12 protein-coding genes are annotated in these 13,788 nt (G+C 46.7%); 5 read left to right on the top strand and 7 right to left on the bottom strand.

The genetic code is table 11. From position 1 onward, the window contains the following. Nucleotides 1–32: 32 nt before the first annotated feature. From FN124_RS10655 to FN124_RS10640, 4 genes are read right to left on the bottom strand one after another with little or no spacing between them, the layout of a single operon-like run. Entirely contained in the window at nucleotides 33–374 is a 342-nt protein-coding gene (locus FN124_RS10655) for a hypothetical protein (RefSeq protein WP_142684704.1), read from the bottom strand. Between the two features lie 29 nt (nucleotides 375–403). Then, complete coding sequence (locus FN124_RS10650) at nucleotides 404–1,348, bottom strand: outer membrane beta-barrel protein (RefSeq protein WP_142684703.1); 945 nt, start codon at nucleotides 1,346–1,348, stop codon at nucleotides 404–406. Between the two features lie 19 nt (nucleotides 1,349–1,367). Further along, entirely contained in the window at nucleotides 1,368–2,435 is a 1,068-nt protein-coding gene (locus FN124_RS10645) for an anti-sigma factor family protein (protein WP_142684702.1), read from the bottom strand. A 23-nt stretch (nucleotides 2,436–2,458) separates the two neighbouring features. Continuing rightward, a complete protein-coding gene (locus FN124_RS10640; protein WP_142684701.1) occupies nucleotides 2,459–2,944 on the bottom strand; it encodes an RNA polymerase sigma factor in 486 nt (161 codons plus the stop codon). 381 nt (nucleotides 2,945–3,325) lie between these two features. Here FN124_RS10640 and kbl point away from each other — a divergent pair, with 381 nt between their 5' ends. The 4 genes from kbl (at nucleotide 3,326) to FN124_RS10620 (ending at nucleotide 7,564) form a co-directional block, all read left to right on the top strand. Beyond that, entirely contained in the window at nucleotides 3,326–4,513 is a 1,188-nt protein-coding gene (kbl, locus tag FN124_RS10635) for a glycine C-acetyltransferase (protein WP_142684700.1), read from the top strand. Between the two features lie 177 nt (nucleotides 4,514–4,690). Next, nucleotides 4,691–5,494, top strand: coding sequence for a class D beta-lactamase (blaOXA, locus tag FN124_RS10630; RefSeq protein ID WP_142685532.1), 804 nt, complete (start codon nucleotides 4,691–4,693; stop codon nucleotides 5,492–5,494). Nucleotides 5,495–5,732: 238 nt separating this feature from the next. Beyond that, on the top strand, nucleotides 5,733–6,752 hold the full coding sequence (locus tag FN124_RS10625) for a VWA domain-containing protein (RefSeq protein WP_142684699.1): 1,020 nt from the start codon (nucleotides 5,733–5,735) through the stop codon (nucleotides 6,750–6,752). A gap of 11 nt (nucleotides 6,753–6,763) precedes the next feature. Then, nucleotides 6,764–7,564, top strand: a complete 801-nt coding sequence (locus FN124_RS10620; RefSeq protein WP_221887755.1) for a tetratricopeptide repeat protein — start codon at nucleotides 6,764–6,766, stop codon at nucleotides 7,562–7,564. 58 nt (nucleotides 7,565–7,622) lie between these two features. On the opposite strand, the gene FN124_RS10615 is transcribed toward FN124_RS10620, so the two are convergent. Then, nucleotides 7,623–8,414 (bottom strand): helix-turn-helix domain-containing protein, encoded by a 792-nt coding sequence (locus FN124_RS10615; RefSeq protein WP_142684698.1) that lies wholly within the window; start codon nucleotides 8,412–8,414, stop codon nucleotides 7,623–7,625. A gap of 101 nt (nucleotides 8,415–8,515) precedes the next feature. Here FN124_RS10615 and def point away from each other — a divergent pair, with 101 nt between their 5' ends. Then, nucleotides 8,516–9,037, top strand: coding sequence for a peptide deformylase (gene def / locus FN124_RS10610; RefSeq protein WP_142684697.1), 522 nt, complete (start codon nucleotides 8,516–8,518; stop codon nucleotides 9,035–9,037). A 337-nt stretch (nucleotides 9,038–9,374) separates the two neighbouring features. Here the strand turns inward: def and FN124_RS10605 are convergent, their stop codons facing one another. Beyond that, nucleotides 9,375–10,499: an efflux RND transporter periplasmic adaptor subunit gene (locus FN124_RS10605; RefSeq protein WP_142684696.1), complete on the bottom strand. Its 1,125-nt coding sequence runs from the start codon at nucleotides 10,497–10,499 to the stop codon at nucleotides 9,375–9,377. A gap of 39 nt (nucleotides 10,500–10,538) precedes the next feature. Continuing rightward, a complete protein-coding gene (locus tag FN124_RS10600; RefSeq protein ID WP_142684695.1) occupies nucleotides 10,539–13,781 on the bottom strand; it encodes an efflux RND transporter permease subunit in 3,243 nt (1,080 codons plus the stop codon). Between the last annotated feature and the right edge of the window lie 7 nt (nucleotides 13,782–13,788).

Raw genomic sequence — 13,788 nt, 5'->3', positions numbered from 1 at the left:
CGGTAATTTGCTTAATAAGCTGGCGGATGATCTCAGGGGTTTGGATTGCTGTAAATCGTGTACTTTCCCCTTACAAAAACCTGGTTAAAAAGCAGGGAATCAATAGCCCCATTGTTATTGGGGACCTGTTTTTTCACCTTCAGGCGGTTCCTGTTACGGTTAGCGGGAACAACTTTAGTATTGGAGGCAGGAATTACCTGGGAAATATACCTGGCTGGTGGGATACCGGCTGGCACCACTGCCAGTGGTAATTGTTCCGGCTGATCAATAAGGATATTCTTTTTTTCGAGTCTAACGCCTAATAAACGTTTCTCACAGGAGTGAATCCATGCAATGCAACCAATACATGTCATCAAAGCAACAAAAGAACGCATAAACACAATTTAGGACTGGCTAAAAAATCTTAGAATCCGTTTAACCGGATGCCTATCGAAAATGGATATTGTTGTAACCCATAATCGTGTAATGCCGTTAAGGCAAAGTTTGCGTACAACTTCACAGGTCCATAACCCAATTCACTGGTAAGGCCAAAACGCCACTTATTAAGATTAAAGTCGTCCGTTTTCCTGACCTTGCCCCTTTCTTCACTTACCTGCTTGGTTCTGGATTTGAGGAGATAACCACCGGAGACACCAAAGCTCGCCTGGAACGCGCGTCCTGGGCGGGCGGGGTTAGAATTGAAATTAAGCATTACCGGAATCGAGATATATTCGGCAAACAGCTTATTTTTCGAAAATTCTACGGAATCCCGGATTATTTGTGTAGGGTAGCCAGGCAAATATGTAATGCTGCGGGCATACCTATAGTTATTCATCTCCAATCCTAAAGCATATAACAAGTTAAGCTTGTGTTTTGTTAAATTAAGTCGCTGTTGAAACAGCCAGATATTAAAATTGATCGATTTTCCGGTAATAAGTTTAAATTCCGAAGGTGTTAATGGCTCGCTGGCTTCCCTGGGTGCAAAAGTTGCCAGGCCTGCAGCTGAATAATCATATGATTTACTTACCGGCGACATGGCGGGAGCCCCGTTATAATACATATTGCTATTGGGGTAATAATTGATAAAGCTGGCCCCGTTATAGTCACTGTGATCAATATAGTTATTGAAACCCACATCAAAAACGAACCATTTGGTTTGCAGGTTCTTTTTGAGCTTCTGGCGGGCATAGGCAGTATCGTTATAGAATTTATAGCTGGTACGGCCCTTATCATTCTTCCCTTTGATAATGATCAATCCCTTGATCTGTATGGTATCCGGAGGAGCCGGTGTATTTTTATCTGCCTTTTGCGCATGAGCCCATCCGCCACATAATACCAGTAACAAAATGAGTAAAAATTTATGCTTCATATGCTATGACCATGATTTATTATTTATTCCGTTTACGGGAAAAAAACTTTGCAACATTGGTTACCTTGTCCAGGATCCGGCTGTCGCTGCCGCTTACTGAAATGATCAGCTCACCGGGAGCGCCAGGTTGTTCGGCCGTGGGGACTATTTTATTATTTAAGTGATCGTCTGTTTTGGCTGTATTAGCCGCCAGTACTGTTTCTTTGGTGTCGGGGCGGGCAGCAACATGGGCATTGCCGGCCTGCTGCAGATGTTCTTCCACTACTTCACTCATGGAATTACGCTGCGGAGCCAGCTGGGAAATAACCGGTACATCTGTTTTAGGAGCATCTGCGGAAGCCAATACAGGCTCATTTGCCTTGGTAGCCGGTTTGGCAACAGGTGATGTTACCGTTTTGCTGCGTTTTGCCAGCAATGGCTGATTGGTTTTCGGAGTAACGGCAGGAGTGCCCTTTGCTGTTGCGGCATCAGCAAGCTGACCAGGCGTAGCAGATGGGGTAATATCCGGGACTACAGCCGGAGTATTTACAGGCGCGGTAACCGCCGGTGGCGTATTTACCGCAACAGCCGGTTGCTGTACCGGCCCATTGCCTGCCGGCAGTAACCAGATAACCAGCCCTGCCACTACTGCGGCGGCGGCAGCTACCCATCCCATGCGGCGGTACATTGGCAGCACCCTGCGTTTACTGCTTCTATATAAAGATGCTTTATCCTTAAATACAATTGAGGTATCGGGTGTAAGCCTGGTGGCCTGAAACAGCGCCAGCTCCTGTTTTGCAGCCGGATGCTGTTGCAGATGGGCCTGTAAAACAGCCTCTTCTTCAGTTGTTAGCTCCCCATCTATATAACCCAGCATTAAGGTCTCATAATCAACGGAAGCAGTTTTGTACAAGGCAGCTTTGTTATCAAAAACGAATTGCCTGTCCGGTACCAGTTTGGTTCCTTCCAGCAATTCCAGTTCCTGCCGGAACTGCGGATGTTTTTGCAGGAAAAGTTCCAGTGCAGCCAGTTCTTCCGCATTCAGCTCCCCATCGATGTAGCTGAGAAGATAGGACTCGTAGTTTGATATATTAATCTCTATCGACAAAAATCTAAATTATTATAAAAATATTATATAACATTTTCCATTTTCACCAGGTAATTTTTCAGGTGAATCCTCGCCCGGTGCAGGTAAACCTTTACCTGGGAAGGACTCAGGTCCATCATTTCTCCAATTTCCTCATAGGAATACCCTTCATAATCCTTGAGCATAATCAGGGAACGCTGTACTTCACTGAGCTTGGACAATGCCTTTTCTATGACTTCCTTTGCGTTATGTATCTTATGATCCGCTACTTTATCCTCATCCTTAAACTGGTCTACAAGTGTGATCCGCTTTACCTTACGCACATGATCTATCATATTGTGGTAGCCGACTGTAAACAGGTATGACTTAGCCTTTTCAAAAGGCACGTCCTGGCAGTGCTTCCACAATATTTCGAATGAATTCTGTACTACGTCCCTGGCATCTTCCGCATGCTCCAGATTTTTAACTATAAAGCGGAATAAATTGTCCGAATACAGATCCACGCATTTATTGTACTCCTTTTCCGTCATTCCGGTGGTGCGGGATTTTAGTGCTAAGTTCCGACAAATACTTTAATACCCATCATTGACTAAATCCATATTTGTTACCCACACCTCCTCTAAAGTTAGTACGTTCTTCCCTCACAGTTGTAGTAACAGCTCCTTTCAAACTGAGTGTCAACCTCTTATCAAGTATGCTCTTTTAGCATCTTTTAGCCAAGGGACGAATCGTCAGTTTTCCACTTCATGGCATTTATAATCATGATAGTACTATGACGGAGGGCGGCGGGCAAATGTTACACCTGGGTCAAACTTTTTGCATATCCATCCGTTAGTCATTTACGCGATAAATAATCGTAATACATTTATTGCCCATAACTTTGGTAGATCCACTTAAATATTGCAATTTTTATGAATGAGAAGTTTATAACCCGTTTACGGGAGGAACTCGGTGATATCAATAAAGCCGGCCTGTACAAGAGAGAGCGCATTATTACATCTGAGCAGGGAGCTGAAATACAGGTGGGTGGCAAAACCGTGCTTAATTTTTGTGCGAATAATTACCTGGGCCTGTCGTCTCACCCCGCTGTGATAAAAGCAGCCAAAGACGCGATTGATACCCACGGTTATGGCATGAGCAGTGTCCGCTTTATCTGTGGTACCCAGGATATTCACCGTGAACTGGAAGAAAAGATCTCGAAGTTCCTCGGTACAGAAGATACCATCTTGTATGTAGCGGCTTTTGATGCCAATGGAGGTGTGTTTGAGCCCTTGTTCAACGAACAGGATGCCATTATTTCCGATGCCCTGAACCACGCTTCCATTATTGATGGCGTTCGCCTCTGCAAGGCACAACGTTTCCGCTATGAACATAACAATATGGCCGACCTGGAAGCAAAACTTCAGGAAGCCAAAGATTGCCGCAGCCGGATCATTGTTACAGATGGTTCTTTCAGCATGGATGGCACCATAGCCCAGCTGGACAAGATCTGTGACCTGGCCGATAAATACAATGCTATTGTGATGTCCGACGAAAGCCATTCTTCCGGGTTCCTGGGAAAAACCGGCCGCGGTACACATGAATACCGTGGTGTTATGGGCCGGGTGGATATCATCACCGGTACCCTGGGTAAAGCCCTGGGCGGCGCCTCCGGCGGATTCACCAGCGGACCAAAAGAAGTAATCGATATCCTGCGCCAGCGCAGCCGCCCTTACCTCTTTTCCAACTCCGTAGCACCCAGCATTGTAGGCGCTTCTATCGCTGTACTGGATATGCTGAGCGAAACCACCGCATTACGCGACAAACTGGAATACAATACCAAATATTTCCGCAGCAAAATGACGGAAGCCGGCTTTGATATTAAACCCGGCGACCACCCGATTGTTCCGGTTATGCTTTACGACGCGGTACTGAGTGCCCAGTTTGCCGATAAACTGCTCCAGGAAGGCATCTACGTGATCGGCTTCTTCTTCCCGGTAGTACCGAAAGGACAAGCCCGCATCCGCGTACAACTGAGCGCCGGTCATGAACAGGAACACCTCGACAGGGCCATTGCCGCCTTTACCAAAGTGGGTAAGGAACTGGGAGTGATTAAATAAGACTTGTTACCGCAACCCGGTACATAAAGATTGAGTATGATTAAATAAGATTGCGGGTTAGTGGGGAGATAGCCGCCGGGATAATCACGGTTACTATCTCCCTGCTAACCCGTAATTCGTTTTTCTTACGCCGTAATCCTTACTTTTGCACCTCATAACTATTTAATCATTATGCAGATGAAACGATTTGGCTGGATGTTACTCGCGGTGAGCCTGTTCTTCGCTGCCTGCGCCCCGAATAATGTAAAAGAAGAGAAAGACTGGGAAAAGTATTTTGCCCAATACAAAGTAGAAGGTACTTTCATGTTATTCAACAACAGCCAGGGCGTTTTTAAAGTTTACAACCTCGACAGGGCTAAAAAGCGCTTTCAGCCTGCATCTACGTTTAAAATATTCAATTCCCTCGTGGGCCTGCACACCGGCGTTATAAAAGATACCGGCATGATCATTCCCTGGGACGGCGTAACCCGCCAGTTCCCGGCCTGGAACCAGGACCTGAGCATGGCACAGGCCTTTAAACAGTCGGCCGTTCCCTACTTCCAGGAAGTGGCCCGCCGCATTGGCCAGCCTACCATGCAGCTCTGGCTCGACTCCATTAAGTACGGTAATATGAAGATCAGCCGCCTGGACACATTCTGGCTGGACAACTCCCTGCTCATTTCTCCCGATGAGGAATTGGGCTTTGTAAAAAAGCTATACTTCGATCAGCTGCCTTTTGCGAAAACAACGATGAAAACCGTGCGGGATGTAATGCTCATGGAAAAAACACCGAAATATGAACTGTCTTACAAAACAGGCTGGGATTATAACGATGTAAAAAAATTAGGCTGGATAGTAGGCTGGATTGAAGAAAACCGCCACCCTACTTTTTTTGTGCTGAATATAGAAACAGAAGATCCGAAAGTAGATATTCCTAAAGTACGCATGGAAATCCTGAGAAGTATTCTCACAGATGCCGGCTACTTCAAAGGCGAAATGTAATATTATGTTTACGGCAGGCTGGTGTTCTAAATAAGGACTGGTTCCATATTTACAATATCAGCCTGCTGCTTTTCAGGCACTTATCTCCTGCCTCCGGCTGCTTCTCTTCCGCCAACTCCACAGGTATCGTTAAAAAAACGATAAAACCCCACCCCGACGGCTTGCAATACGTGACAAAAAAATTATTTTTGATATCTTACCTGGTTTACTACCGGTAACGGATATCTTAAAATCGAATATGTTACGATTTCAGCATAGTGAATATTTATGGGCATTGGTGCTCCTGTTGGTTTTGCAGGTAGCCTTCCTGGGCGTATCGTGGTGGAAACGCCGTTCCATACGCCGTATCGGGGATCAGGCACTGGTGGAAAAGCTTTTTACCGGCTACTCCCGTAAACTGTTTGTGTTAAAGTTCCTGCTTATTTTCCTCGCCTTCTTTTTTGGAGTGATAGGGCTCGCCAACCTGCAGAAAGGCAGCCGCATGGAAAAGATTACCCGTAAGGGCGTGGATGTGATGATAGCGCTGGATGTAAGTAAAAGTATGCTGGCCACTGATGTGCAGCCTGACCGTCTTACGCGTGCCCGCCAGCTGATCAGTAAGCTGATGGATAAACTGGATAACGATCGCGTAGGCCTGGTGGTATTTGCCGGTAATGCATACCTGCAGATGCCTCTCACGGTTGATTATTCTGCCGCCAAAATGTACCTCAGTACGGTATCCCCGGACATGATTCCTACACAGGGAACCGCTATTGGCCAGGCCATACAGGTATCAGACGATGCTTTCAATAAAAAAGAACGTAAACATAAAGCCCTCATCATTATTTCTGATGGGGAAGATCATGATGAAACTGCTCTCCAGCGCACCAAAGCTGCTTTTGAAAACGGTGCTGTCACCAACACCATTGGTATTGGCTCTGCAGCTGGTTCCCCACTGCCAGACCCTGAAACCGGTGGTTACAAAAAAGACAGGGAAGGCAATACCGTTATTTCCAAACTGAATGAAGCAGAGCTCAGGGGAATTGCTGCTGCCGGTAAAGGCATTTACCAGCATCTTGATAACAACACCGATGATGTAGTGAATACCCTTGTCAGTAAAATCGATGGGATGGAGCAGAAAGAATTCGGCGAGAATGTATTTACAGATTACAACAGTTATTTTCAGTATTTCCTGGGCATTTGCCTGGCACTGCTGCTGATTGAGTTCTTTATCCCGGAAGTCCGTTACAAACGTACGCCCGGATCACCGGCAGTTTAATTTTATTACACATGAAAATCATCTTTATAAAATATTGTTTTCTTATTGCTGCTGTAATGCTTGCCGGCCTGAACGGCTTTGCCCAAGACGGCAGTAACAAATATATCCGCAAGGGGAACGAGCTGTACAAAAAGCAGCAATACTCCGATGCGGAAGCCAACTACAAAAAAGCCCTGGAAAAAAATGCGCAGTCGGCCGAAGGCAGCTATAACCTCGGCAATTCCCTTTACCAGCAAAAGCGCTATGACGACGCGCGCGCACAATACGCCAACAGCCTGAAGCTGGGCGGTAAACCGGCAATGAAATCGGACGCCGATTATAATATCGGGAACACTTTCATGGAAGGAAAAAAATGGGAAGAAAGCATCAAGTCCTATAAACAGGCCCTGAAAATCAACCCTGCCGATGAAGACGCCCGCTATAACCTTGCCTATGCTCAGGCCATGCTGAAAAAACAACAGCAAGGCGGTGGCGGCAACGATAATAAAGATAACAAGGACAAGAATAAAGACAAGAACAAGAACGATAAGAACAAAGACAAAAATAAAGACCAGAATAAAGATCAGCAGAACAAGGATAAAGACAAAGATCAAAACAAGGACCAAAACAAGGATCAACAGAACAAAGACCAGGATAAGGGCGACAAAGATAAACAGGACCAGGAACAGCAGAAGCCTGAGCCACAACCCAGCAAGATGAGCAAACAGGAAGCAGAGCGTCTGTTGCAGGCTTTATCACAGGAAGAGAAGAAGTTGCAGGATAAAGTCAAAAAAGTAAAAGGTCAGATAGTGCCAAAAGACAAAGACTGGTAACATTTTCATCCTCTCCATAACACGCGTCCCAAAGCCGGCATTCCCGCTTTGGGATGTTCTATTTAACAGCTGAAGGCACGCTGCCGGTATATTTCTTATAGGCTTTAATGAAGTGATTCTGATCATAGTAACCATTGTCCAGTGCAATACCTGTGAGCGGTTGCTTTGCTTTGTGAACATCGGTCCAGGCATGTAAAAACCGGATGTTGCTGATATAATGCTTGGGAGTAACACCAGTGGATATACGAAAATTTCTTTCCAGCCATTTGTAATTTACATGCAGGGCATCACAGACCTCCGCAACCGTTGTTCTTCCACTGCATTGTCTTATCATTATAGCAGCAGCTTGCAGGAGATAGTTACCCATGATATTACCAGGCACCTGCTGCTCCAGGAACTCATTGAGCAACCGGCTTTGCTGCCTCCGGGACCCCACTTTCCTCACATTCTCCAGCAATGACAGCCACGCTGCAGGCAATGGTACCAACGGCGCACCCGTTTGTGGCAACAGCGGCCTTAACCATGCCCATCCATCTGCCGTAAATTTCACTACCAGCAACTGTGCACCAGCAGTAATTTTTTCCAGATAAGTATTTTCAAGGATACCATTGCAAAAGAATCCGTTGCTGAAGTTCATTGTATTCGTGCCGGTAAACTGAACGGCACCGCGGTTCAGCAAAAACACCAGCGCCGGCTGCCCGTCAAGCGCAGCCCAAACCTTCCGGCTATGCTGCTGTGTGTACCAGCAATAACACTCTACCACCCGTTCCAGCATAGGCGACGGCAGCAGCACCTTCACCGCTGGTGACGGCTGATGACAAAGAAGATGAGTAAGAATATCTACCGGCATAACAACCAAAATTACGCAGAAACAAATTACCTGTTTTACAAGTGTCTAAAATTTACTATTACAGTTTCCATGGCCCCGGTTTCTTTGCAGAAAAAAGAATAATGATCTTACCTATCATTGCCTATGGCGCTAACATATTAAGACAACAATGTGAAATAATCACCCCTGCCACTCCCGGGATCACCACCCTGATCCGGGATATGTGGGCAACGCTGGAACATGCCAACGGAGCCGGTTTGGCGGCTCCGCAGGTAAACAGGCCACTGCGCCTTTTTATAATAACGACCGATGATTCTAAGAATGTATTCATTAACCCTGAAATACTTTGGTACAGCGAAGAAATAATACACGATACGGAAGGATGCCTCAGCATTCCCGGAATATGGGAAGATGTACCGCGGGCAGCCTCTGTTACACTGCAGTACCAGGATGAACATTTCACTACACGTACAGCCACTTTTAGCGGAAATATTGCAAGAGCCATACAACATGAATATGATCACATCAACGGGAAGCTCTATCTCGACTATCTATCTCCCTTAAAAAAATCATTGCTGAAAAACAAATTGCAGGCTATCACAAAAGGCAAAGTAAAGGCAGCCTACCTCATGAGAACATTATAAAAAGCAAACGCAATCATCCAGATCCCGGACCACGACAAAATTCGCGCGCATAAAAAAACCGGAACAGGAATATTCCGGCCGTTTTACCTAAACCTACAACTGTTACGCGGTGTAACAATTCTCTTTCGTGTTTTAAAGCAACAGCGCCCCCTTTACGGAAGCGCTGTAATGCTTGATTCATCAGGGAAGTTGCTTTAACTGCTACCCGTCACTCTTTACCTTGCCGAATACAGTCCGATTAAATGATTCTTCTGTCCGTTGATTCTTTCTTTTGTCTGATGATCCTTGTTCCTGTTGATTCTTTTTCTGCAAACAACTTCCCCCCTTTAAACACACATTATTTTGTAACCGCCGCTAAAGGCGTTCCTTCTTTTATTTCATCGCTACCGTTCTGCACCAGCTGATCATTGTCGGATAAATCACCAAAAACCTCTACCTGCCCGTTGGATTCGTTTCCGCATTTCACCGGCACCCATACCGCTTTATTGTTTACCGCCTTGATCACAAATACTTTTTCGGAATTGCTGATAATGGCGGATTTAGGTACGATGTACACATCTTTCTTTCCCGGCATGGGCATTTGTACTTCGGCATACATACCCGGAAGCAAACGGGCTTCTTTATTGGCTACATCCATCTCCAGTATTTCGGAGCGCAGCTTCACATCCAGGCTACCTGCAATACGGTTTACCTTCGCCGTAAAAGTATCTCCGGGCAGGGATTTCACTGTAAAGCGAACATCAGTTGCATGATGCGCTTCGTCAGTATAAATTTCGGGCACGGCTACAGATAAACGTAGTTTCTGCTGTTCTTCCAAACGGAACAACGGTTTATCCGAACCTTTCCCGGCCGGGCCTACATAGGTACCCGGGTGCACATTACGCTGGCTGATCACACCGCTGAACGGTGCGCGGATCACCAGGTAGCCCAGCATTTGCTGCACTTCATGATAAGATGAACGGGAAGAGAGCAGCTCGGCACTATCTGCGCTCATTTTCTCAAACGCCATATCCAGATCGTTGGGAGAAATTGTTCCAGGTACCTTGCTTGTTTTCAGTAAACGTTCGTAAGTAGCACGGCTGGCGCGGAACATGGCTTCTTTTGTATGGAGCCTCGACTGCGCTTCCAGCAACTGTGTATTCATTTCCGGGGCTTCCAGGGTAGCCAGTACCTGTCCGGCGGTTACCTGGCTGCCCAGATCCACATTTACATTTTTCACATAGCTGTTTACTTTGGCATAGAGATCGGCAAACTGGAAAGGCTTTATTTCCCCGGGTAATTTCAGGGAAGCATCCAGCTGGCTTTTCTGCAGATGAATAATTTTCACCTGAACACGTTCGTCTTCATTTTCGTTGTCGTCATCTGCCCGCGAACTGTGGCAGGAGGTGAATAATACGCCGAGGGGCAATAATGCAGCAGCCGTCAGGATCCGGTACGACAGGCTGTATTTATTTATATTCATGATATTGATATGTCGTTTAGTCATTATAGTTATACCTCATTATACACGTGCCGCGCCCGGAACGTAATACTGGCTGTTTTCATCTTCCGGATCCAGCGACACCGATTTCACGGTTGTTTTCTGCTGTACCCAGGAGAAGATCAGGGGTAAAATAAACAGCGATGCAAAAGTACTGGCAATCAGTCCGCCTATAACTGCGCGGCCCAGCGGTGCTGTCTGATCACCTGCCTCGCCCAGCCCTGAAGCCATCGGGATCATACCTGCCACCATCGCAATGCTTGTCATGAGGATAGGACGCAGCCTGATAGAGGTGCCCTCCAGTGCGGATCTGCGGGAGTCCTGATTTTCCAGCCGCAATTTCTCAGCATTGGTGATCAGCAGGATCGCGTTAGCTACAGACACGCCCACCGACATAATGATCCCCATATACGATTGCAGGTTAAGCGTAGATCCGGTGATCAGCAACATGATCAGCGATCCCGCCAATACTGCCGGAATAGTAGAAACAACTACCAGCGCTACTTTGAACGACTGGAAGTTAGCCGCCAGCAACAACAGTATTACGATAATTGCCACCAGCAATCCCGATTGTAAACTATCAAGTGTTTCATTCAGCAGGTTCATCAAACCGCGCTTCTCTACGGAAATACCACGCGGCGGCTCACCGGCACGCTTAATAGCTGCCGCTACTGCTGCGGAGGCATTACCCAGATCTTTCTTATGGATATTGGCGCCAATAGATACGATCCTCACCGCACCAATACGGTCATATTCTCCTACCACTGTATCCGGCTGCAATGTGGCCACATCGCCTAAAGATGGACGAGTGCTGTTTTTGCTGACCGGAATAGCGGCCATATCGTTAATACTTGACATCTCGTTTTCCGGTACGGAGATCTGCACAAAATAAGACGTCGCATTCTTTTCATCCAGCCAGTTATTTTTTTCGGTAAAGCGGCTGGAAGATGTAGAAGCCGTCAATGATTTGGCGATATCCGTAATACTTACCCCCAACTGGCCAGCCCTTTCCCGGTCGATATTTATGCGGATAGCCGGATAATCCATCGGCTGATTGATCTGCACATCCCGCAGGTAAGGGATCTTCTTCATTTCCGCCAGTACCTTCTGTGCATAGGGTACGCTTTCTTTCAGGTTTTTGCCCATAATGGCAATTTCAATGGGCGTGGATGCTCCCTGGCTCATTACCTTATCAGTAAGGTCTATCGGCTCAAAGCTCATCTTTACTTCCGGCATTTGTTCATGGATACGCTTGCGGAATTTCTCTTTGAATTCGTCCATGTTGATGTGGAAGTCTTCTTTCATATTTACCTGCAATACCGCTTCACTTGGTGTAGCCATAAACAGGTAAATGGGGTTGGTAGAATAGGACGATGGATGAGTACCGATGAAAGAAGATGTAATGTCGATGTTTTTGGCACCGACGATCTCCTTCAGGATTTGTGTTGATTTAACAAGCATGGCTTCCGTCCGTTCGATGCGTGTTCCTGTAGGCTCTTTCAGTCTTAACTGGAACTGTCCGTTGTTCAGTTTAGGTAAGATATCACGGCCTATAATACTCATACATAATGCTACTATACCAATAACCCCAATAAAGTAAGCGCCGATAATCAGTTTCCTTTTTTTCATCAATCCTTCCAGCCAGCCAATAAAGCGCAGTTTGAAGCGATCGAACCCGGAAATAGTTTTAGCGTGCTGTTTCTCGTCTGCAATTTCTGTTTCAATATACCCGGCTGTTTTATGCGCATCATCACTATGTACATGTGGATGGCCAGGATGCTTAAACTTATTGGCGTCCAGCATCCAATTGGCCAGGATGGGCACCAGCGTTTGCGACAGCAGGTAGGAGGCGATCATGGAAAAGCCAATGGCCAGCGACAGCGGCATAAACATCGCACGGGGCACACCTTTCATGGTAAAGGATGGTGCAAACACAGCGAGGATACACAACAGGATCAGCAATTTCGGAAAAGCAATTTCCTGGCAGGCATGCCAGATAGCCTGTGCTTTGGGCTTGCCCATTTCCAGGTGCTGGTGGATGTTCTCAATGGTTACCGTAGATTCATCCACCAGGATCCCAATAGCCAGCGCCAGACCGCTCAGGGTCATAATATTGATAGTTTGGCCAAAGAGTTTCAGGAACATGACCCCGATGATGATAGACACCGGGATGGTAATGATCACGATATAGGCGCTACGCCGGTCGCCGAGGAACAGCAGCACCATCAGCGCAGTGAGCACCGCACCTATAACCCCTTCACTGATAAGACTTTTCACGGCATTGATCACATACACGCTCTGGTCAAACACAAACGAGATCTTTACATCTTCCGGTAATAATTTCTGGATATTTGGTAAGGCAGCTTTCAGGTTGTTTACTACTGTCCAGGTAGAAGCATCTGCGGTTTTTATAATAGGGAGATATACAGAGCGCTTTCCATTGATCACTGCATAGCTGCTGGTAATATCCGCAGCATCTTCAACTTTCGCCACATCTCTTACAAACACGGTAGGACCATCTCCCATTAACAGCGGAATATTCTCAAATTCCTTTACCGTGCGGATCACCGTATTGGCCGGTGTGAGATAAGTAATGTCGCCGATACGCACATTACCTGCCGGGGAAATCTGGTTATTATCTTTGATGGCGGCTACCACCTGGTCGGCCGTAAGGTGGTGACTGCGCATCAGTTGCGGGTCCACATGGATCACAATGGTACGTGAGTTACCCCCGAAAGGCGCCGGCGAAGTAAGGCCTCCGATACGGCTGAACGAGGGCCGGACAAGGGTCATGGCCATATCCTGCAATTCATTATTGGAACGCGTGGGGCTGCTCAGGGCCAGCTGACCGATAGGCAAAGTGGATGCATCAAAACGTATGATAAAGGGCGGCTGCGTGCCCGCCGGCATGGAGGAGAATGCACGGTTGGCCATGGCGGTTACTTCCGCCGCTGCCTGCGCCATGTTGGTCCCTTCATAAAAAGTGATCTTGATCATGGTAAGGCCCTGGATATTCCTGGCTTCAATATCTTTTACACCTGTTACATACAGGAAAAGGTTCTGGTAGTTAGTGGCAATAAACCCTTCCATCTGCTGGGGCGACATGCCCCCGTAAGGCTGTGATACATAGATCGCCGGCAGGTTAAGATCCGGGAAGATGTCTATTTTAATATCCCGCGTTGCCTGAATGCCAAAAAACAATAGTCCCATCACTACTACGATGATGGCTATTGGCTTTTGTAATGCGGTTCTGATCAGGTTCATACAATTA

Origin of the sequence: Chitinophaga polysaccharea (assembly GCF_902150045.1) — a bacterium.
Classification (GTDB): Bacteria; Bacteroidota; Bacteroidia; order Chitinophagales; family Chitinophagaceae; genus Chitinophaga; species Chitinophaga polysaccharea_A.
The sequence above is the reverse complement of the archived record's forward strand: the minus strand, read 5'-3'. Positions and strand labels throughout refer to the sequence as shown.

What these genes read in the sequence shown, in the direction of transcription:
- FN124_RS10655 (WP_142684704.1), bottom strand. Translation starts at nt 374, where the DNA reads ATGCGTTCTTTTGTTGCTTTGATGACATGTATTGGTTGCATTGCATGG.
- FN124_RS10605 (WP_142684696.1), bottom strand. Translation starts at nt 10,499, where the DNA reads ATGAATATAAATAAATACAGCCTGTCGTACCGGATCCTGACGGCTGCT.
- FN124_RS10600 (WP_142684695.1), bottom strand. Translation starts at nt 13,781, where the DNA reads ATGAACCTGATCAGAACCGCATTACAAAAGCCAATAGCCATCATCGTA.
- FN124_RS10615 (WP_142684698.1), bottom strand. Translation starts at nt 8,414, where the DNA reads ATGCCGGTAGATATTCTTACTCATCTTCTTTGTCATCAGCCGTCACCA.
- FN124_RS10640 (WP_142684701.1), bottom strand. Translation starts at nt 2,944, where the DNA reads ATGACGGAAAAGGAGTACAATAAATGCGTGGATCTGTATTCGGACAAT.
- FN124_RS10620 (WP_221887755.1), top strand. Translation starts at nt 6,764, where the DNA reads ATGAAAATCATCTTTATAAAATATTGTTTTCTTATTGCTGCTGTAATG.
- FN124_RS10625 (WP_142684699.1), top strand. Translation starts at nt 5,733, where the DNA reads ATGTTACGATTTCAGCATAGTGAATATTTATGGGCATTGGTGCTCCTG.
- def (WP_142684697.1), top strand. Translation starts at nt 8,516, where the DNA reads ATGATCTTACCTATCATTGCCTATGGCGCTAACATATTAAGACAACAA.
- FN124_RS10650 (WP_142684703.1), bottom strand. Translation starts at nt 1,348, where the DNA reads ATGAAGCATAAATTTTTACTCATTTTGTTACTGGTATTATGTGGCGGA.
- blaOXA (WP_142685532.1), top strand. Translation starts at nt 4,691, where the DNA reads ATGAAACGATTTGGCTGGATGTTACTCGCGGTGAGCCTGTTCTTCGCT.
- kbl (WP_142684700.1), top strand. Translation starts at nt 3,326, where the DNA reads ATGAATGAGAAGTTTATAACCCGTTTACGGGAGGAACTCGGTGATATC.